This window comes from Actinocatenispora sera (assembly GCF_018324685.1).
In the GTDB taxonomy this organism is placed as follows: domain Bacteria; phylum Actinomycetota; class Actinomycetes; order Mycobacteriales; family Micromonosporaceae; genus Actinocatenispora; species Actinocatenispora sera.
The window spans coordinates 6,287,533-6,305,704 of sequence record NZ_AP023354.1; the positions used below are offsets into that span (position 1 = coordinate 6,287,533).

At 72.2% G+C, this 18,172-nt stretch carries 21 protein-coding genes; 16 read left to right on the forward strand and 5 right to left on the reverse strand.

All coding sequences use genetic code 11. The features are described from left to right. The first annotated feature begins 1 nt into the window (after window position 1). Entirely contained in the window at window positions 2-841 is an 840-nt protein-coding gene (locus Asera_RS29565; protein ID WP_169745777.1) for a class I SAM-dependent methyltransferase, read from the forward strand. On the opposite strand, the gene Asera_RS29570 is transcribed toward Asera_RS29565, so the two are convergent. Beyond that, window positions 827-1,498, reverse strand: coding sequence for an alpha/beta fold hydrolase (locus tag Asera_RS29570; RefSeq protein ID WP_030443883.1), 672 nt, complete (start codon window positions 1,496-1,498; stop codon window positions 827-829). The two genes, Asera_RS29565 and Asera_RS29570, sit on opposite strands and share 15 nt — an antisense overlap. Before the next feature lie 256 nt (window positions 1,499-1,754). On the opposite strand from Asera_RS29570, the gene Asera_RS29575 reads away from it, so the two are divergent. Further along, complete coding sequence (locus Asera_RS29575) at window positions 1,755-2,459, forward strand: AraC family transcriptional regulator (protein WP_030443882.1); 705 nt, start codon at window positions 1,755-1,757, stop codon at window positions 2,457-2,459. A gap of 51 nt (window positions 2,460-2,510) precedes the next feature. Here Asera_RS29575 and Asera_RS29580 read toward each other — a convergent pair whose 3' ends face one another. Then, window positions 2,511-2,882, reverse strand: a complete 372-nt coding sequence (locus Asera_RS29580) for a winged helix-turn-helix transcriptional regulator (RefSeq protein WP_030443881.1) — start codon at window positions 2,880-2,882, stop codon at window positions 2,511-2,513. A 54-nt stretch (window positions 2,883-2,936) separates the two neighbouring features. On the opposite strand from Asera_RS29580, the gene Asera_RS29585 reads away from it, so the two are divergent. Together Asera_RS29585 and Asera_RS29590 are read left to right on the forward strand one after the other, a co-directional pair. Continuing rightward, window positions 2,937-3,617 carry an SDR family oxidoreductase gene (locus Asera_RS29585; RefSeq protein WP_030443880.1) on the forward strand — a complete coding sequence of 227 codons (681 nt, stop codon included), beginning with the start codon at window positions 2,937-2,939 and terminating at the stop codon, window positions 3,615-3,617. A 74-nt stretch (window positions 3,618-3,691) separates the two neighbouring features. Next, a complete protein-coding gene (locus tag Asera_RS29590) occupies window positions 3,692-4,087 on the forward strand; it encodes an NUDIX domain-containing protein (protein WP_030443879.1) in 396 nt (131 codons plus the stop codon). A gap of 222 nt (window positions 4,088-4,309) precedes the next feature. On the opposite strand, the gene Asera_RS29595 is transcribed toward Asera_RS29590, so the two are convergent. Next, entirely contained in the window at window positions 4,310-5,272 is a 963-nt protein-coding gene (locus Asera_RS29595) for a threonine ammonia-lyase (protein WP_211255424.1), read from the reverse strand. A 188-nt stretch (window positions 5,273-5,460) separates the two neighbouring features. Between Asera_RS29595 and Asera_RS29600 the strand changes: the two genes are divergently transcribed. Next, window positions 5,461-5,874, forward strand: a complete 414-nt coding sequence (locus Asera_RS29600) for a nuclear transport factor 2 family protein (RefSeq protein ID WP_030443877.1) — start codon at window positions 5,461-5,463, stop codon at window positions 5,872-5,874. Window positions 5,875-5,941: 67 nt separating this feature from the next. Then, on the forward strand, window positions 5,942-6,580 hold the full coding sequence (locus Asera_RS29605) for a LysE family translocator (protein ID WP_030443876.1): 639 nt from the start codon (window positions 5,942-5,944) through the stop codon (window positions 6,578-6,580). Here the strand turns inward: Asera_RS29605 and Asera_RS29610 are convergent. Then, window positions 6,577-7,047 (reverse strand): MarR family winged helix-turn-helix transcriptional regulator, encoded by a 471-nt coding sequence (locus Asera_RS29610; RefSeq protein ID WP_030443875.1) that lies wholly within the window; start codon window positions 7,045-7,047, stop codon window positions 6,577-6,579. The genes Asera_RS29605 and Asera_RS29610 overlap by 4 nt on opposite strands. 90 nt (window positions 7,048-7,137) lie before the next feature. Here Asera_RS29610 and Asera_RS29615 point away from each other — a divergent pair, with 90 nt between their 5' ends. The 9 genes from Asera_RS29615 (at window position 7,138) to Asera_RS29655 (ending at window position 16,236) form a co-directional block, all read left to right on the forward strand. Next, window positions 7,138-7,683, forward strand: coding sequence for a YceI family protein (locus Asera_RS29615; RefSeq protein ID WP_030443874.1), 546 nt, complete (start codon window positions 7,138-7,140; stop codon window positions 7,681-7,683). A gap of 42 nt (window positions 7,684-7,725) precedes the next feature. After that, the gene (locus Asera_RS29620; protein WP_051801314.1) at window positions 7,726-8,295 is read left to right on the forward strand and encodes a TIGR03086 family metal-binding protein; all 570 of its coding nucleotides are present in this window, start codon (window positions 7,726-7,728) and stop codon (window positions 8,293-8,295) included. Window positions 8,296-8,655: 360 nt separating this feature from the next. Then, the gene (locus Asera_RS29625) at window positions 8,656-9,534 is read left to right on the forward strand and encodes an FAD binding domain-containing protein (RefSeq protein ID WP_030443872.1); all 879 of its coding nucleotides are present in this window, start codon (window positions 8,656-8,658) and stop codon (window positions 9,532-9,534) included. A gap of 2 nt (window positions 9,535-9,536) precedes the next feature. Continuing rightward, window positions 9,537-10,106: a (2Fe-2S)-binding protein gene (locus Asera_RS29630; protein WP_035295000.1), complete on the forward strand. Its 570-nt coding sequence runs from the start codon at window positions 9,537-9,539 to the stop codon at window positions 10,104-10,106. Further along, window positions 10,103-12,493: an aerobic carbon-monoxide dehydrogenase large subunit gene (locus Asera_RS29635; RefSeq protein WP_030443870.1), complete on the forward strand. Its 2,391-nt coding sequence runs from the start codon at window positions 10,103-10,105 to the stop codon at window positions 12,491-12,493. The genes Asera_RS29630 and Asera_RS29635 overlap by 4 nt, the downstream gene beginning before the upstream one ends. Before the next feature lie 22 nt (window positions 12,494-12,515). Further along, the gene (locus tag Asera_RS29640; RefSeq protein ID WP_051801312.1) at window positions 12,516-13,391 is read left to right on the forward strand and encodes an XdhC family protein; all 876 of its coding nucleotides are present in this window, start codon (window positions 12,516-12,518) and stop codon (window positions 13,389-13,391) included. A gap of 2 nt (window positions 13,392-13,393) precedes the next feature. Continuing rightward, entirely contained in the window at window positions 13,394-13,987 is a 594-nt protein-coding gene (locus Asera_RS29645; protein ID WP_030443868.1) for a nucleotidyltransferase family protein, read from the forward strand. Then, window positions 13,984-14,874: an AAA family ATPase gene (locus Asera_RS29650; protein ID WP_030443867.1), complete on the forward strand. Its 891-nt coding sequence runs from the start codon at window positions 13,984-13,986 to the stop codon at window positions 14,872-14,874. The genes Asera_RS29645 and Asera_RS29650 overlap by 4 nt, the downstream gene beginning before the upstream one ends. 57 nt (window positions 14,875-14,931) lie before the next feature. Beyond that, the gene (locus tag Asera_RS29655; protein ID WP_169745776.1) at window positions 14,932-16,236 is read left to right on the forward strand and encodes a vWA domain-containing protein; all 1,305 of its coding nucleotides are present in this window, start codon (window positions 14,932-14,934) and stop codon (window positions 16,234-16,236) included. Here Asera_RS29655 and Asera_RS29660 read toward each other — a convergent pair. Continuing rightward, window positions 16,220-17,173 (reverse strand): LysR family transcriptional regulator, encoded by a 954-nt coding sequence (locus tag Asera_RS29660; RefSeq protein ID WP_030443865.1) that lies wholly within the window; start codon window positions 17,171-17,173, stop codon window positions 16,220-16,222. The genes Asera_RS29655 and Asera_RS29660 overlap by 17 nt on opposite strands. A gap of 269 nt (window positions 17,174-17,442) precedes the next feature. Here Asera_RS29660 and Asera_RS29665 point away from each other — a divergent pair, with 269 nt between their 5' ends. After that, a complete protein-coding gene (locus Asera_RS29665; protein WP_030443864.1) occupies window positions 17,443-18,081 on the forward strand; it encodes an HD domain-containing protein in 639 nt (212 codons plus the stop codon). Window positions 18,082-18,172: the final 91 nt, after the last annotated feature.

Consider the following 18,172-nt stretch of genomic DNA (forward strand, 5'->3'; position numbering starts at 1 on the left):
CATGGCGCAACGGGAGAGGTACGGTGTGGACGCGCCGGGGGTGGTGGCCGCGATGCTCGCCCTCGGTGCGGTGCTCGCGGCAGCCGCGTGGCCGGTCGCCGCCGGGCTGAGTTCGCTGGCCGGCACCACCGTCGGCGTACTCGCCGCGGTCGTGCTGGGCTGCTACGCCCTGTCGTTCTGGGTGGCCACCGGCTGGATGGTGATCGGAAGCTTCTGGGGCAAGCGTCGGGCGTGGAACCGGCTACTGGACGCTGCCGGCCTGTGCGGTGGCGAGCGCGTGCTGGAGGTCGGGCCGGGCCGAGGTCAGGTACTGACCGTTGCTGCACGCCGGCTGACCACCGGCCGCGCGGTGGGCGTGGACGTCTGGCGGGCCAAGGACCAGGCCGGCAACGGACCGCAGGCGCTGGTCGACAACCTGACGGCGGCCGGCGTCGCGGGTCGGGTCGACGTCGTCACCGGCGACATGCGCCGGCTGCCGTTCCCGTCCGGCTCGTTCGACCTGGCGCTGGCCTGCCTGGCGGTGCACAACCTCCCCGCGGCCGACCAGGCCGTCGCGCTCACCGAGATCCTGCGCGTACTGGCACCCGGCGGCCGCCTCATCCTGCTCGACTTCCGGCGCACCGACCACTTCGCCGCCGTACTGCGTGAGTCCGGCGCCCGCGACGTCGTTCGCGGCCGCCGCCGGTGGTTCAACTACCCGCCGGTTCGGGTGGTCACCGCGGCGAAGGGGCCCGATGGGACATCCGCCGAGAACCTGGACGGGCGGTCCCGACCCGCTGCCTCGTCGCCCGGCATCGACGCACGTCACGCCGGTGACCGGGGCAGGTCACTCGTCGAGTAGCAGTGCGGCGACCGTCTCCGGGGCCTCGTGCATGGCATCGTGCCCGGTCGAAATTTCGTGCACCCGCCACCCGGGATCGACGAGGAGCCGGGAGCGGACACCGGCGAACGGGGTCCGGTCCCACCCCGAGCAGTAGACGAACTCGCGGCGGGGCACCCGATCGACGGCGCCGGTGAGCCGGACCGCCTGCAGGAACGAGGCGAGCGGCTGCGGGCGGCGGCGGGGGTCGTTGCTGCCACCGGCCGGTGGTTGCACGGCGTAACCGGTCGCCGCGGCGCCGGAAACGCACAACTGGCGGAAGTGGTCGTTCATCGACGACCACCACGACTCCCCGTCGCGCGGCACGCAGGCGTCCAGGTGTACCAGCCGGGTGATCCGGCCGGCGGCGCGATCGGCGGCGGCGGCGATCGCCATCCCGCCGTAGCTGTGGCCGACCAGCGTCACGCCGGTGAGGTGCGCGCGATCGAGCAGCCGCAGCACGTCCCCGGCGTGCGTGTCGAGGTTGGCGGTCGCGACCGTCGCCTCGTCGTCGTCCGGCCGCAGGCCGGTCAGGGTCAGCGCGTGCACGGCGTGCCCGGCACGCTCCAGCAGTGGAACCACCGCCTCATACGCCCAGGAGCCCTTCCAACCACCCGGCACGAGAACGAACGTCGCCATTGCTCTTTTCTCCCTGTCTCGCACGCCTCGCGGATCGAGGTGGGTGCCGTTGGACGTGGTGTCGTTCGGCCGGGCGTTCCGCTCGGCGCCGACCACTCGGTACGCGGCCAGTGTCACCGGAAGGTGCCGTGGCTCGGTACTGTTACGATGCCAATCGATGCCTGTTGCCCGCCAACCGCGCCGCACGGCGGTCGTGACGTCCCATATCTGGCCGTCCGGCGGGCGCCACCTGTGGCCATCCGGCGAAACGAGCCCGGTGCAGTCGCACCCGCGTGGCCATCTGGTGTACGCGGCCAGCGGCGTCCTGGCGGTGCACGGCGAGCGCGGCACGTCGATCGTTCCCGCCAACCGGGGCGCCTGGACCCCCGCCGGGTTCACGCACTACCACCGCGCCCATGGCGACACCGACATGCGGATCGTGTTTCTCGCGCCCGCCCTCGCCCGGCTCATGCCGGACCACCCCGCCGTGTTCCAGACCTCCAGCCTCGCCCGGGAGGTCCTGCTCGAGCTGACCGGGCCGCGCAACTACGACGGGTCGGCACCCGACCGCGGTCGCGCCGCGCGCGCCCGCCTGCTGCGGGTCCTGGTCGACGAACTCCGCGACGCGCACGAGCAGCCGCTGCACCTGCCGACGCCACGGGACGACCGGCTGCGGGCGGTTGCCCGGATGCTGTCCGAGACGCCGGCGGACAACGCGACACTGGCCGAGCTCGGCCGGAGGATCGGTGCGAGCAGCCGGACCCTCAGCAGGCTGCTCCGCAACGAGCTCGGCATGACGTTCTACGAGTGGCGCACGCAGGTGCGCATCTACCACGCGCTGGTGCTGCTCGCCGAGGGCCACGACACCATCCACACCGCGCATGCCTGCGGTTGGGCCAATCCGAGCGGTTTCATCGCCGCGTTCACCACCGTCATCGGGACCACACCGGGCCGGTACCGAAGCGGTCGTCAGGGGCTCTGAGCGTCGGGCCGCACACCGCCGTCAAGTCCACTGTGGACAGCCGAGGGCATCTCACTCCGAGGTATCCGCGACGCCGGCCCGTTCGCGTGCGGCGAGGATGTCCGGGACGTGCGCCTCGGCCCACTGGCGCACGGCACGCAGCGGAACCAGCAGCGAGCGGCCGAGCTCGGTCAGGGCGTACTCGACGTGCGGCGGGTTGCCGCCGAGGTCGGTACGGGAGAGCAGGCCGTCGGCCTCCATCGCGCGCAGCGTCTCGGTGAGGGCCTTGGGCGTGATGCCGCGGATGTGCGCCTTGAGTTCGGTGAACCGCATCGGCCCGTCCTCCAGCGCGTTAACCGCGAACACCGTCCACCGTGCCCCGATGCGGTGCAGCACGGTGCGGCTCGGGCAGGTCGCCGCCATGATGTTGTACGCCTTGCCCATGGGCCCTCCCGGTAGCGTTGAAGATACCGGTAGCGAATGTATACCGTCACGCCCATGAGCGAGAAACTGGCAGGCAAACGCATCCTGGTCGTCGGCGGGGCCCGCGGTATCGGCGCCGAGATCGCCCGGCAGGCCGAACAGGCCGGTGCGGAGGTCGTCGTCGCCGCGCGGGCCGGCCGCGAGGTCCGGGTCGACGTCACCGACGAGTCGACCATCGCGCGGGCCGCGGACTCGCTCGGCGGCTTCGACCACGTGATCTCCACCGCATCGGCGCACCACGACGTGCCGGTACCCGAGCTGGAGCACGACAGGATCCAGGCCGCGTTCGCCGCGAAGGTCGTCGGCCCGCTGCTGCTGGCCAAGCACTTCGCCACTCGGATGCCGGCCGGCGGATCGTTCCTGTTCTTCTCCGGCATCGTGGGCTGGCGACCGAAAGCCGGCACCGTGGTGAAAGGTACGGCGAATGCCGCGCTGGCGGCGCTGGTCACCCATCTGGCGGTCGAGCTCGCGCCGTTGCGCGTCAACGCGATCGCGCCCGGGATCACCGACTCCGGCGCGTGGGACCGGCTGCCGGACGAGCGTCGCCGTGCCCTGTACGACCGTGCCTCCGCAGCGTCACTCGCGGGCCGGGTCGGGACGCTCGAGGACGTCACCGACACCGCCCTGTGGTTGCTGGGCGCCGGGTGGGTGACGGGCGAGACGATCCACGTCGACGGCGGCTCCCGGCATCGCTGAGCCCGCCAGCCACGGCTGTTCGCTCGTGCGCTCGACGGGCGCATCGCGTTCCACCGCACGGGAAGGGAAGGTACGTGAGGGAACAGCGAGAGGCGATCGTCGCGGTGGTACGGCGGGGCGGGCGCGTGCTGGTCATCCAGCGGGGCCCCCACGCCCGGCTGCCGGGCTACTGGGCGCCGCTCAGCGGCACCGTCGAGCCCGGAGAGACGCAGGAGCAGACCCTGGTCCGTGAGGTCCGGGAGGAGGTCGGCCTGCATGTCTCGCCCACGGCCAAGGTCTGGGAGTCCCGGACCGACGACGGCGCCTACCGGCTGCACTGGTGGACCGCTCGGGCCGAGGACGGTCCGGTCGAGTTGCATCCGGGGGAGGTGAGCGATGTTCGCTGGGTGACGCGGCAGGAGTTCGCCCTGCTCGATCCCGTCTTCGCCGCCGATCGGGTGTTCTTCGATCGCGTGCTGCCGCGACTGTGATGCGTGCAGGCGTCGCACCGACGCGGTCGACGGGCCGGCGACCCACCCGCGGCCCGGGGCCGACCCGATGCGGGACGGCCTCCCGCGTCAGCGCCGGCAAGCGCGGTCGACCGGAGCCGGACGAACGGCACCGGATGCCGCGCATGCGTTGCGCGGGCTGCGAATCCGGCGCCCGGCAACCGCGGGACAGGGTCAGGAGCCGTACCGCGCAGCAGCGCCGATCTAGCGGTGGTAGGCGTCGAGATCGACGTTGCTGCCGCACACGATGGTGACCACGTGCCGGCCGGCGAAACGGTCGCGGTCCTCGAGGACCGCGGCGATGCCGAGCGCTGCGGACGGTTCCACCACGAGGCCGGCGCGGTCGAGGAGCAGCCGCATTCCCGCGACGATCGACGCCTCCCGAACCAGTACGGCGTCGTCGGCAACCTGCAGCAGGTCCTCGAGTACCGCAGGGATCGGGTACCGGCCCGCGACGCCGTCGGCGATGGTGTCGGTCGTGTCGGTGGTGACGACCCGCCGCTGGTGCCACGACCGGGTCATGGCCGGTGCGCCCAGCGGCTGCACGCCGATCACCTCGACCCCGGGGGCCAGCGCCTTCAGCACGTGGCCGACGCCGGTGGCCATCGCCCCGCCGCCGAGCGCGATCAGTACCGTGTCGAACGACGGCTCGGCACCGAGCAGCGCCGGGTCGGCGAGCTCCAGGCCGATGGTCGCGGCGCCCTCGCACGTTTCGGTGTCCAGGCTGTCCTCCAGCAACCGGATCCCGTCGTACCGGGCGATGGCGGCCGCCCGCTCGCGCGCGGCCTCGTGGTCGCCGTCCACGAGTTCCAGCCGCGCACCCAGGGCCCGGATGCGGTCGAGCTTGGCGACCGTCGCGGTACGCGACGCCACCACCGTGACGTCGATCCCCCGGTTCCGGCCGGACCAGGCGAGAGCCTGGCCCAGGTTGCCGGCGCTGGCGCACACCACGTGCCGCTGGCCGTCGCCGGCGAGTTGGCTCGCCGCCAGTTCGGTGCCACGGCCCTTGAAGCTGCGCACCGGGTTCGCCGTCTCCAACTTGATGCTCACCCGGCATCCGAGTGCCGGGTCCAGCGCTTCGCAGCGGTACAGCGGGGTGTCGAGGAAGGTCGGGTCGATCACCCTGCGGGCGGCCCGGATCCGCGTGGTGTCAAGACGTGTCTGCACAACAGGAGACCCTAGAGCGGTCCTTGATCGCTGGCCACCCGGGCACGGGTGCCGTGTCGCCGGCCGCACCGTCGGTTCGGCTGCCGACCGCGGCGGCACGGGCCCGCCGGCAGGTATCCGAACGCCGACCGGCGAACCGTGTATAGTTCGTTCCACTAATGTTTGTGACACTAACGAAAGGTGTCGTGATGCACACGGATACCCCGGTCGCCGACCGCATCGAGATCGCCGACCTGTTCAGCCGCTTCGCGCTGCTGCTCGACGAGGGGCGGTGGAACGACATCGACACGGTCTTCGCCGACGGGGTGGTGATCCACTCGCCACGTGGTGGCGAGCTGGAGGGCATCGATTCGGTCGTCGCCTTCCTGCGCCGCAGCACCGTCGAGGGGCAGCACACCCAGCACACCACCACGGATCTTCTGGTCGACCTCGACGGCGATCGCGCGGCCGCCTCGTCGAACTCGATCGTGTACTACTACCGGGACGGGCAGGCGCCGCACTTCGTCGGCGGCCTGCGACAGGCCTGCAACCTGGTACGCACGCCGGCCGGCTGGCGCATGCGCGAGGTGCGGGTCCTGCCCGCCTGGACCCGGGAGGCATGACGGTGCGCGTGGGGCGCGCGAGCACACCACACGACGCGCGCCGGAACGACGGTTCCACCCGGCGACGATGATCTCGCCCGATCGACTTCTGGCCTTCGCGTTGACCGCTGCGCTCATCATCGCGATCCCCGGGCCGGGCGTGCTGTTCGTCGTCGGCCGTGCGCTGTCGAGCGGTCGACGGGCCGGCCTGGCTTCGGCGCTCGGCCAGGAGGCAGGCGGGTTCGTGCTGGTGATCGCCGTCGCGCTGGGGATCGGCTCGCTGATGGAACGCTCCGTACTGCTGTTCACCGTGGTGAAGCTGATCGGGGCGGCCTATCTGATCGTCCTGGGAATTCAGGCGATCGCACGCCGCCACGCACACGTCTCGCCTCGGACGACGCCAGACCCGCGCGGGACCCGGGCGTTGCGGGACGGCTTCCTCGTCGGCGTCACCAACCCCAAGGGGGCGGTCTTCTTCGCCGCGGTCCTTCCCCAGTTCACCGATCGCTCACACGGTCACCTGTCGCTGCAGATACTGCTGTTGGGCGCGGTCTTCGTACTGATCGCCCTCGTCGCCGATGCGGCATGGAGCCTGCTCGCCGCCGGTGCCCGTACCTGGTTCGCCGGTTCGCCGAGGAGGCTGGCGCGCATCAACGGTGCCGGCGGATGCGCCATGATCGCCGTGGGAGCCACCGTTGCCTGCACCGCCCGCCAGAACGGTACCTAGTCCGGTGTTTCCGGGCTGTCCGGGCCCAGGTGCGCGAGCAGGGCCTCGCTGATCTCGCCGAGTTGCCGGACCTGTGCCGGCGTGAGCACGTCGACCAGATGGGCGCGCACGCTCGCCACGTGCGTGGGGGCCGCGGCCTTCAGCGCGGCGAGCCCGCGCGGGGTCAGCACCGCGAGCCAGCCGCGCCGGTCGCCGGCGCAGTGCTCGCGCCGGACCCAGCCCGCCTCTTCCAGCTTGCCGACCGCATGTGAGATCCGGCTGGGGCTGGAGTTGGTGTGCTGGGCCAGCTCGCTCATCCGCAGGGTCCGGTCCGGCGCCTCGGAGAGCATGACCAGCAGCTCGTAGTACGTGATGGGCATCCCGGCGGCGGACCGCAGGTCGCGGTCCAGCCGGTCGACCAGGAGCCGCAACACCGGCCCGAAGGCACGCCAGGTGCGCTGCTCGTCATCGGTCAGCCATCTCGTCACAGCGGCATCCTACTCAACTGTTGCGCGTTGAAACACTTCCGCGTACTCTCCTGGCTTATATTCAAGCGTTCAACTATTGAGGTGTTGACAATGTATCCCGCCGAGCTCACCGGCGACTACACGATCGATGCCGCGCACAGCCGGTTCGGCTTCGTCGCCCGCCACGCGATGCTGACCAAGGTGCGCGGCCACTTCCCCACCGTGCAGGCCACGGCGCGGCTCGACGCCACGAACCCGGCCGCGTCGCAGGTGCGGGTCGTGCTGCTCGCGGCCGGCGTCGACACCGGCAATCCACAGCGGGACGGCCACCTGCGTACCGGCGACTTCCTGGACGCGGAGACCCATCCGCACATCACCTTCACCAGCAGTTCGGTCGAGCACGTCGACGCGGACCGGTTCGAGGTGTCGGGCCCGCTGACCATCCGCGGCATCACCCGGGAGGTCACCATCCCGCTGGAGTACACCGGTACGGCCGTCGACGCCATGGGGCTGACCCGGGTCGGTTTCGAGGGCGGCACCGTGATCAACCGCAAGGACTTCGGGGTCAGCTTCAACGCCGTGCTGGAGACCGGCGGAGTGATGATCTCCGAGAAGATCACCCTCGAGTTCGACCTGTCCGCGGTCAAGGATGCCTGACCACCGCACCGGGGAGACGACCCGATGAGCCCGGATCCGCCCATGACACCCGCGGCGGGCGTCGACACGACCACGCTCGTACCGCGTGCGGTAGACCTCGTGTGGCCGCTGGCTGCCCGTGCCGGTGCCCGCCCCACGGCGCCGACCCCGTGCCAGGAGTACACGGTCGAGCAGCTCGGCACCCACCTCGTCGCGATGTTGGGGCACGGGGTGCGGGCCGGCAACGCCCAGCACACCACGGGCGCGTCGGCCGGCTCCTGGGAGCGCTACGCCGAGACGGCCACGGCACTGGCCGCCGCATGGTCGAACCCGGCAGCATGGACCGGCACGACCCAGTTCCACGGCGGCCGGCAGCGCCGCGGATTCATCGGCTCGATCATGGTGATGGAGCTGGTGGTACACGGGTGGGATCTGGCCCGCGCGCTGGACGTGCCGTACCTCGTCGACGACGATCTGGTGGCGACCTCGCTGGCGGCGGCCCGGGAGAACGACGCGCTGGGTGCCCGGGACTTCGGGGCGTTCGGCCCGCAGCAGCGCCGGGCTCAGCTCGGCGCTCTCGATCACCTGATCGCCTACACCGGCCGCGACATCCGCTGGGCACCACCGGCTTGATCGCCTCCGCCGACCGCGCGATCCGCTGGGCGCCACCAGCCTGATCGCGTGCACCGGCTGCGACCTCCGCGGGAGGCGACCGGCGGCCACACCGGCGACACCAGCGCGGGCCGGCCTGCCGGCGAGGTCTGCGCCGATCCGCCGCGGCGGGCCGGATCGGGCGAACGACCCGCATTGTCCTGGGGCAAACGGCGCCGAGGCGCACGAAGTTCGCCGGCACACCCGCGTGATCCTCACTGTCGGTACCCACGACTTAAGCATTTGGTTATCCGGCGATTGACGGCCGTCGACGGCGGGTGTGTGCTCGGCGGTGACGAGGCTCGACGACGAGTCGGGTCGAGCTGCGCGCAGGGGGCTGTCATGCAGGTTCCCGGACCATTCGAGTACGACCGGGCGACCAGCGTCGAGCACGCGATCGGGCTGCTGGAACGCCGGGGCGACGCGGCCCGGCTGATCGCCGGCGGGCACAGCCTGCTACCGATGATGAAGCTGCGGCTGGCCGACGTGGAGTACCTGATCGACATCAACGACCTGCACGACGAGCTGGGGTACGTGGCGGTCGAACCGGGCGTGGTCCGGCTCGGCGCCCTGACCCGGCACCGCGAGCTGCTGGAGTCCGACGAGCTCGCCGCCGTGTTGCCGATCTTCCGGGACGCCGAGCGGGTCATCGCCGACCCGGTGGTACGCAATCGGGGCACGATCGGTGGCTCGCTGTGCCAGGCCGACCCGTCCGAGGACCTGTCCGCGGTGTGCAGCTGCCTGGACGCGGAGTGCGTGGTGCGCAACGGTTCCGGGCAGCGGGTGGTGCCGATGGCGGAGTTCCACCGTGGGCCGTACGAGACGGCGGTCGGTGACGGCGAGATGCTCGTGGAGGTGCGGATCCCGCTGCATTCCCAGTCGTCCTCCGCGTTCGAGAAGGTGGAGCGCCGGGCCGGCGACTGGGCAGTGGTGTCGGCCGCCGCCGCGGTGACCATGGCGGACGGAGTGATCGCCGACGCGCGGATCGGGTTCGCGGCGGTCGGCCCGCACACGGTGGTGATTCCTGCGGTGTCCGAGCTGCTGCGCGGTGGCACACCCGGCGATCAGCTGTACGAGCGGGCCGGCGCGCTGGCCGCCGAGCACTGCGAGCCGACGACCGACATGCGCGGTACCGCCGACTACAAGCGGCATCTGGTGCGGGAGTTGACACGGCGCACGTTGCGGCGGTCCGTGCGGCGCATCGCCGACGGGAGGTCCTGACCATGCAGGTGACGATGACGGTGAACGGGACCGAAGTGACCAGCGAGGTGGAGCCCCGGCTGCTGCTGGTGCACTTCCTGCGCGACCATCTCCGGTTGACCGGCACGCACTGGGGCTGCGACACGAGCAACTGCGGCACCTGCGTGGTCTGGATGGACGGCGAACCGGTCAAGTCGTGCACGGTACTGGCCGCGATGGCCAGCGGGCACGAGGTTCGCACCGTGGAGGGGCTGGCGCACGACGACGGCACGCTGGATGCGATCCAGCAGGGTTTCATGCAGTGCCACGGGTTGCAGTGCGGCTTCTGCACGCCGGGGATGATGATGACCACCCGGGCGCTGCTGGATCGCAACCCGCACCCGAGCGAGGGCGAGATCCGGGAAGCGATCTCCGGCCAGATCTGCCGCTGTACCGGCTATGCGACGATCGTCCGCTCGGTGCAGTGGGCCGCCGAGCACCCGGACGGCACGGTGCCGGCGACCACCGACGAACCCGCCGCCGCGCCCGCGGAGCCGGCGACCGAGCCGGCCGCCGGCGCGACGCAGCCCGTACCAGCAGGGAGCGCGTCATGACCACCGTGCACGAACGACCCACCGAACACGTCGACAACGACCAGCACCCGGTCGGGCACGGGCGGATGCTGCGCAAGGAGGACCCTCGGTTCATCCGCGGCCGCGGCCGCTACACCGACGACGTGCAGCTGCCCGGGATGCTGCACCTGGCGATCCTGCGGTCGCCGCTGGCGCACGCCCGGATCGTGTCGATCGACACGAGCGCGGCCGAGGCGCACCCGCGGGTCAAGGCGGTGATCACCGGCGCGGCGCTGGCCGGGCAGGGGCTCGCCTGGATGCCGACGCTGTCGAACGACGTGCAGGCGGTCCTGGCCACCGACAAGGTCCGGTTCCAGGGCCAGGAGGTTGCCTGCGTGATCGCCGAGGACCGGTACGCCGCGCGCGACGCGCTGGAGCTGATCGACGTCGAGTACGAGATGCTGCCGCCGGTGATCGACGCCCGGCACGCGCTCGATCCGGACGCGCCGGTGATCCGCGACGATCTGGACGGCAAGACCGACAACCACTGCTTCGACTGGGAGGCCGGCGATGCGGCCGCCACCGAGGCGGTGTTCTCGACGGCCGACGTGGTGGTCAGCGAGGACGTGGTGTACCCGCGGGTGCACCCGGCACCGATGGAAACCTGCGGTTGCGTGGCCGACTTCGACCCCGTCGAGGGCAGGTTGACGCTGTGGTCGACCACCCAGGCGCCGCACGCGCACCGCACCCTGTACGCGATCGTGGCCGGGTTGCCGGAGCACAAGATCCGGGTGATCTCGCCGGACATCGGTGGTGGGTTCGGCAACAAGGTGCCGATCTATCCCGGGTACGTGTGCGCGATCGTCGGATCGATCGTGACCGGCAAGCCGGTCAAGTGGATGGAGGACCGCTCGGAGAACCTGATCAGTACCGGGTTCGCGCGTGACTACATCATGCGGGGCGAGATCGCGGCCACCCGCGACGGCAAGATACTCGCCGTGCGTACCAACGTGCTCGCCGACCACGGTGCGTTCAACGGCACCGCGGCGCCGGTGAAGTTCCCGGCCGGGTTCTTCGGCGTGTTCACCGGCAGCTACGACCTGCAGGCCGCGTACTGCAAGATGACCGCCGTCTACACCAACAAGGCGCCCGGCGGGGTCGCCTACGCCTGCTCGTTCCGGATCACCGAGGCGGTGTATCTCGTGGAGCGGCTGGTCAGCCGGCTCGCCGACGAGCTCGGCCAGGATCCGGCGCAGCTGCGCCTGGACAACTTCATCCGCCCCGACCAGTTCCCGTACTCGACGCCGACCGGCTGGGTGTACGACTCGGGCGACTACCGGGCGACGCTGCGCGAGGCGATGCGCATCGCCGGGTACGACGAGCTGCGCGCCGAGCAGGCACGCCGGCGCGAGCGCGGTGAGCTGATGGGCATCGGCGTGTCGACGTTCACCGAGGCGGTCGGCGCCGGCCCGCGCAAGCACATGGACATCCTCGGGCTGGGCATGGCCGACGGCTGCGATCTGCGGGTGCACCCGACCGGTAAGGCCGTGGTACGGCTGTCGGTGCAGTCCCAGGGGCAGGGCCACGAGACGACCTTCGCCCAGATCGTCGGCGAGGAGCTGGGGATCCCCCCGGACGACATCGACGTGGTGCACGGCGACACCGACAACACCCCGTTCGGGCTCGGCACGTACGGGTCGCGCTCGACGCCGGTGTCCGGTGCGGCGGCGGCGCTGGTGGCCCGCAAGGTGCGGGACAAGGCACGGATCATCGCCTCGGCGATGCTGGAGGTGGCACCGGACGACCTGGAGTGGACGAAGGGCTCGTTCCAGGTGGCCGGCGACCCGGGCAAGGCGGTGACGATCCAGGAGATCGCGATGCGCGCGCACGGCGCCGGCGACCTGCCGGACGGCATCGAGGGGTCGCTGGACGCCCAGATCACCTACAACCCGCCGAACCTGACCTACCCCAACGGTGCCTACATCTGCGTCGTCGACGTCGATCCCGGTACCGCGCAGGTGAAGGTGCGGCGGTTCGTCGCGGTCGACGACTGCGGTACCCGGATCAACCCGATGATCATCGAGGGGCAGGTGCACGGCGGGCTGACCGACGGGCTGGGCATGGCGCTGATGGAGATCATCGCGTTCGACTCCGACGGCAACTGCCTCGGCGGCTCGCTGATGGACTACCTGATCCCGACCGCGCTGGAGACGCCGGACTGGGAGACCGGGTACACGGTGACGCCGTCCCCGCACCACCCGATCGGCGCGAAGGGGGTCGGCGAGTCCGCGACGGTCGGCTCCCCACCGGCGATCGTCAACGCCGTGATCGACGCGCTCACGCCGTTCGGTGTCACCGCGTTGGACATGCCGCTGACCCCGTCCCGGGTCTGGGAGGCGATGCAGGGGCACGCCACACCACCGATCTGACCCGGAGGGGCGGTGTTTCGAGGTGACCGATCGGGGCAGCAGCGCCGAACAGCGGCTGCGCGCCACCGGGACCGCGTACGTGCGGGCCACGGTGGTGCGGGCGCAGCCGCCGACCTCGGCGCTGCCCGGCGACAGCGCCGTGGTACTGGCCGACGGCACCATCGACGGGTTCGTCGGCGGGCAGTGTGCCAGCGGCTCGGTACGGGTCGCGGCGCTGACCGCGCTGCGCGACCGGGAGCCGATGCTGCTGCGCATCCTGCCCGACTCGTCCTCGCCGTTCCCCGACGTGCCGGGGGCGCATCTGGTCGTCAACCCGTGCCTGTCCGGCGGTGCGATCGAGGTGTTCCTGGAACCGCAACTGCCGGCCCCGGCGGTACGGGTGGTCGGCGGGTCCCCGATCGCCCGGGCGGTACGGCAGATCGCGCCGCTGGTGGGGTTGGAGCTCGCCGACGAGGACGGCGGGCGGGCGGCGACCGCGGTGGTGATCGCCACCCACGGCGGTGACGAGGCCGCCACGATCCGGGCCGCCGTGGCCGACGGCGCCGGGTACGTCGGGCTGGTGGCGAGCCAGCGCCGGGGCGCCGCGGTACTGGCCGAGACCGGGCTGACCGAGACCGAGCTGACCCGCGTGCACTCGCCGGCCGGGCTGGCGATCGGCGCCCGCAGCGCACCGGAGATCGCGCTGGCCATCGTCGGCGAGATCGTCCGCGAGCTGCGTACCGGTGGGCTCGACGTGCCGGCAGGAGAGCCGGCACCGGTGCGCCAGGCCGTGGATCCGGTGTGCGGCATGACCGTGGTGGTCGGGGCGGACACGCCGCGGCTGTCGGTCGGCGACGAGGAGTTCTTCTTCTGCGGCCCGGGCTGCCGGGACCGGTACGCCGCGAAGGTGGGCGCCTGAGCATGTCGGTGACCGGGGTGGTGCTCGCGGCCGGCGGGTCGAGCCGGCTCGGCTCGCCGAAACAGCTGCTCCCCTACCGGGGCGCGCCGCTGCTGTCGGCGATCCTGGCAACCGCCCGGCGCTGCGGCTTCGGCCAGCTACTCGTCGCGCTCGGCGGCGCGGCCGAGCAGGTCGTCGCGGAGGTGGACCTGACCGGACTCGACGTGGTGCGCAACCCGGACTTCGGCACCGGGTGCGGTTCCTCGATCCGTACCGCGATCACCGCGGTCGACCCCGGCGCCGACGGGATCGTGCTGCTGCTCGGTGACCAGCCCGGCGTGCGGGTCGAGACGGTGCGCCGGTTGGTCGACACGGTGGGCACCGCCCCGATCGGGATCTGCCGGTACGACGACGGGCTCGGCCACCCGTTCTGGTTCGCCCGCAGCATGTTCGCCGAGCTGGCCACGCTGCACGGGGACAAGGCGGTGTGGAAACTGCTGCACTCCGGCCGGTACCGGGTGGTCGAGGTGCCCGTCGCCGGTCCGGTGCCGATCGACGTGGACACCGTCGACGACTACCGGGCGCTGCTCGCGGCCGACGCCGGAGGCGGCGGATGACCGACGAGCTCACCGATGCCGTGACCCTGGCCGACCGGATGCAACGGGTCGGCTATCTCGTCGACGACGGGCTCGCCACCGCACTGTTCTTCGCGGTACGGCTGGGCCAGCCGGTGCTGCTGGAGGGCGAGCCGGGCGTCGGGAAGACCACCGCCGCGAAGGCGCTCGCCGGTGCGCTGGACACCACGCTGATCCGGTTGCAGTGCTACGAGGGCCTGACCGCCTCGGAGGCCCTGTACGAGTGGAACTACCAGCGGCAGCTGCTCGCGATCCGGCTCGCCGAGTCGCGCGGCGACCGGCTGCGGGACGCGGACCTGTTCACCGCGGAGTTCCTGTCCGACCGGCCGATCCTGCAGGCGATCCGGTTCACCGGGCCCCGGCCGCCGGTGCTGCTGATCGACGAGATCGACCGGGCCGACGACGAGTTCGAGGCGCTGCTGTTCGAGTTCCTCGGCGAGGCGGCGGTGAGCATCCCGGAGATCGGTACGTTCACCGCCACGCGCCGGCCGATCGTGGTGCTGACCTCCAACCGCAGCCGGGAACTGCACGACGCGCTGCGCCGGCGCTGCCTGTACCACTGGATCGAGTTCCCGGCGGCGGCCCGGGTCGCCGAGATCCTGCGCCGCGCGGTACCGGCGGCGGGCGGGGCGCTGATCGCCTCGGCCGCCGAGTTCGTCGGCCGGGTCCGCACCCTCGACCTGGACAAGCCACCGGGGCTGGCCGAGGCGATCGACTGGGTGTCGGCCCTGTCGATGCTGGGCGTCACCGAACTGACCGGCCCCGCTGCGCGGCGAACGCTGGCGGCACTGGCCAAGACCGCCGACGACCGGGACGTGGTCACCGAGGCGTTCCGGGTACTCGACGAACCCGACTCGGCCCGCGCCTGACGACGCGGCGGAGGCAGCGATGGGGATCGACCGCGACAGCCCCGGCGGGGTGGGCCGGTGACCGACGGCCCGGTGCCGGTACTGCTGCGCGGTGTGGACCGGGCGGCCTTCGCGGCCGGGCTGACCCGGCAGCTCCGGGACCGCGGCGTCGCCGTGGACCTCAGTGCCGCCGGTACGTTCGTTCGGGCGCTCGCCGCGCACCCGCCGGGCACCCGTACCGAGCTGTACTGGACGGCGCGGATCGCGCTGGTGCGGCGGCACTCCGACCTCGCCGCGTTCGACGCGCTGTTCGCGTCGCTGTTCGCCGACGCCGGGCTGGGTGCCGACCCGCACGCCCGCCGCCGGCCGCTGCCCTCGTCCGATCCCTTCGCCGCGGTACCGGCACCGACCGCGCAGGCGCAGGACGGCGGCGGCCTGCCCTGGGCCACCCTGCCAGCGGTCGTCGGCGGCGCCGACCGCGCCCCGGCGGACGGCCCGGCCGTACCGCACCGGTTGCCGACCGCCGCGGCCGGGCTGGGCGACGTACCGTTCGAGGCGTTCGACGAGCGGCAACTCGCGCTGCTGGACGCCTGGCTGGGCGCGCAGCTGCGCGCGCTGCCCACCCGCCGCACCCGGCGTCGCGCGGTGGGCCGGCGGGGCAGCCGCGCCGCGCTGCGCGAGACGATGGCGCGATCCCGGCGCACCGGCTGGGAGCCGATCGAACTGGTACGCACCCGGCCGGTACGACGCCCGCGGCGGCTGGTGCTGCTGTGCGACGTCAGCCGGTCGATGCAGGCCGAGGCGACGGCGTACCTGGCGCTGGGCCGCGCGTTCGTCCGGGCCGCGGACGCCGAGGTGTTCGCCTTCGCCACCGGGCTGACCCGGCTGACGCCGGTGCTGCGGCGGCGATCCGCGGTGACCGCGATGGCACAGGCCACCGACGCGGTCGGCGACCGGTTCGGCGGTACCCGAATCGCGACGAACCTGCGCGCGCTGCTCGCCTCCCGCCATGCCGATCTGGTGCGCGGGGCGATCGTCCTGATCGGTTCGGACGGCTGGGACAGCTGCCCGGCCACCGAGCTCGCCGCCGAACTCGCCCGGGTCCGCCGCCGCGCCCACCGGATCCTGTGGATCAACCCCCGCGCCGGCGTCCCGGGCTTCCAGCCCCGGGTGGCCTCGATGGCGGCGGCGCTGCCCTACTGCGACCGGCTGCTGCCCGGCGACACGCTGACCGCGCTGCGCGGCGTGATCGACGCGGTCGCCGAGTGCGACCGGCCGGCACCCGGCCCGACCCGGGGCACCGCACGATCGACACCACGGGGCAGGTCGGCGCCGATGACCAGCGCCTCGATCTCGCCACCTCCGGTCAGGACCAGAGGGTGATGTGGATCGACGGGCGGAACCGGCCGATGTTGACACCGGAGCCGCGCATCATCGCCTGGATCGCCCGCGGGGTACCGATGAAGCGGACCAGCTCGGCGGCCGGTGACGGGCCCGTGTCGGCCAGCACGACCGTGTGCCACACCCCGTCCACCGACGTACCGGGGCCGGCCAGCGGCAGCAGGGCCTTGCTGGCCAGGTCCGCGGTGACCGCGAACGCCGGCGCCACCGCCACCCCCTTGGAGCGCTTCGCCTGGTCCACCGCCGCCGCATGGCTCTGGAAGATCTGCTGGTGCTCCTCCGGTACGTGCAGCCGCAGCAACAGCTGGGACACCGCGCTGACGTCGTTGGCCGCGGACGGCCCCAGCAGCCAGGTCTGCGCCCGCAACTGACCCGCATCGACCGTCCTGCCGGCCAGCGGGTGCTCCGGCCCGACCACGGCGATCATCCGGTACCGCAGGAACGGCCGGCACACCAGCGCATCGCTCTGCTCGGCCGGCTGCGGCCCGATCGCCACATCGACCTCGCGGTTGCGCAACGCCGTCGCGAACCGGCTCGGCGACTGCACGCTCAGCTCGACGTCGAGGTCCTTGGCCCGGGCGGTGAACAGGTCGATCAGCCCGGGCGCGACCTGCTCGGCGAACATGCTGGATGCCGCGATGCGCAGCAGCCGCTGATTGGCCGCCGCCTGCCTGACCTCGAACACGGTCCGGTCCTGCAGCCCGATCAGTTCCGCGGCCCGGCTGGCCAGCCGTAGCCCGCCGGGTGTGAACGCCAGCCCGGTCGAGGTGCGGACGAACAGCCGGTCGCCCAGCTCCCGCCGGAGCTTGGCGATGTGCAGGGACACCGCCGCCTCGGACACCCGCAACTCGTCGGCCGCCCGCGTCACCGACCCGAGCCGCACGACCGCGGAAAACGCCCGGAGCTGTGTCGGGGTCACCGTTCCCCCTTCGGCCACCGGCCACCGTGGGCCGATTTCCACGGTACCTCCGGTCAACCCACCGATACCGGAGTTCCCCGGCGGAACCGGCCCGGCCGGCACAGATGCCCGTCCGGGCCGTTTCCGCCCTTCTCCTCCCGCGCTGTCTGATGCCAGGCCGTCCGCGGTGGACCAACTTCGGGTGGACGTCTGTCCGGACGCGGCTGCGCGGGCTCCGTCTCGGCGAGCATGGAACGCATCGGCGAACCGTTCCGACACAGGGGGTTGCGATGCCGGAGACGATTGCCGGGGTCGAGATTCCCGACACGCCGCTCGCCCGCGACGCCACCGCGCTGGTACGTGCCGCGGCCGACGACACGATCTACCACCACTCCCGCCGGGTGTACCTCTGGGGCATGCTCCGGTCCGCCGCCCGCGGGGCGCAGGTCGACCCCGAGCTCGCGTACGTCGGCGGGATGTTCCACGACCTGGGCCTGACCCGGACGTACCGCACGACCGACCGGCGGTTCGAGCTCGATGGCGCCGAGGAGGCGTACGCGTTCCTCCGCGACCATGGCCGCTCCGAGACCGAGGCCCGCGACGTCTGGCTCGCGATCGCCCTGCACACCACGCCCGAGGTACCGCTGCAACTCGCCCCCGAGACCGCTGTTGTCATCCTCGGCGTGGAGACGGACGTGATCGGCGTCGGCCTCGACCAGATCGCCGCGGCCCGGCAGGCCGAGGTCGTGTCCGCCCACCCGCGACCCGACTTCAAGAACCGGATCCTCCGGGCCTTCTACGACGGCATGTCGGAACGACCGGACACCACCTTCGGCACGATGAACGACGACGTTCTCGCGCACTTCGACCCCGACTTCCGCCGGCTGGACTTCGTCCGGCTCGTCCGGGACAGCGCCTGGCCGGAGTGATGCCGAGATCGGCGGCGGTGCCCGACCGTACCGCGCGAGCGCGTCCGTACCGGCGAACCCGTCCGGAAGCGATCGGCCCGGTAGCCCCGGG

Bases quoted from the DNA above. Each gene is read 5' to 3' on its own strand.
- Asera_RS29645 (WP_030443868.1), top strand. From the start codon at position 13,394: ATGTCGGTGACCGGGGTGGTGCTCGCGGCCGGCGGGTCGAGCCGGCTC.
- Asera_RS29580 (WP_030443881.1), bottom strand. From the start codon at position 2,882: ATGGGCAAGGCGTACAACATCATGGCGGCGACCTGCCCGAGCCGCACC.
- Asera_RS29650 (WP_030443867.1), top strand. From the start codon at position 13,984: ATGACCGACGAGCTCACCGATGCCGTGACCCTGGCCGACCGGATGCAA.
- Asera_RS29625 (WP_030443872.1), top strand. From the start codon at position 8,656: ATGCAGGTTCCCGGACCATTCGAGTACGACCGGGCGACCAGCGTCGAG.
- Asera_RS29665 (WP_030443864.1), top strand. From the start codon at position 17,443: ATGCCGGAGACGATTGCCGGGGTCGAGATTCCCGACACGCCGCTCGCC.
- Asera_RS29620 (WP_051801314.1), top strand. From the start codon at position 7,726: ATGACACCCGCGGCGGGCGTCGACACGACCACGCTCGTACCGCGTGCG.
- Asera_RS29605 (WP_030443876.1), top strand. From the start codon at position 5,942: ATGATCTCGCCCGATCGACTTCTGGCCTTCGCGTTGACCGCTGCGCTC.
- Asera_RS29635 (WP_030443870.1), top strand. From the start codon at position 10,103: ATGACCACCGTGCACGAACGACCCACCGAACACGTCGACAACGACCAG.
- Asera_RS29585 (WP_030443880.1), top strand. From the start codon at position 2,937: ATGAGCGAGAAACTGGCAGGCAAACGCATCCTGGTCGTCGGCGGGGCC.
- Asera_RS29565 (WP_169745777.1), top strand. From the start codon at position 2: ATGGCGCAACGGGAGAGGTACGGTGTGGACGCGCCGGGGGTGGTGGCC.
- Asera_RS29600 (WP_030443877.1), top strand. From the start codon at position 5,461: ATGCACACGGATACCCCGGTCGCCGACCGCATCGAGATCGCCGACCTG.
- Asera_RS29615 (WP_030443874.1), top strand. From the start codon at position 7,138: ATGTATCCCGCCGAGCTCACCGGCGACTACACGATCGATGCCGCGCAC.
- Asera_RS29630 (WP_035295000.1), top strand. From the start codon at position 9,537: ATGCAGGTGACGATGACGGTGAACGGGACCGAAGTGACCAGCGAGGTG.
- Asera_RS29570 (WP_030443883.1), bottom strand. From the start codon at position 1,498: ATGGCGACGTTCGTTCTCGTGCCGGGTGGTTGGAAGGGCTCCTGGGCG.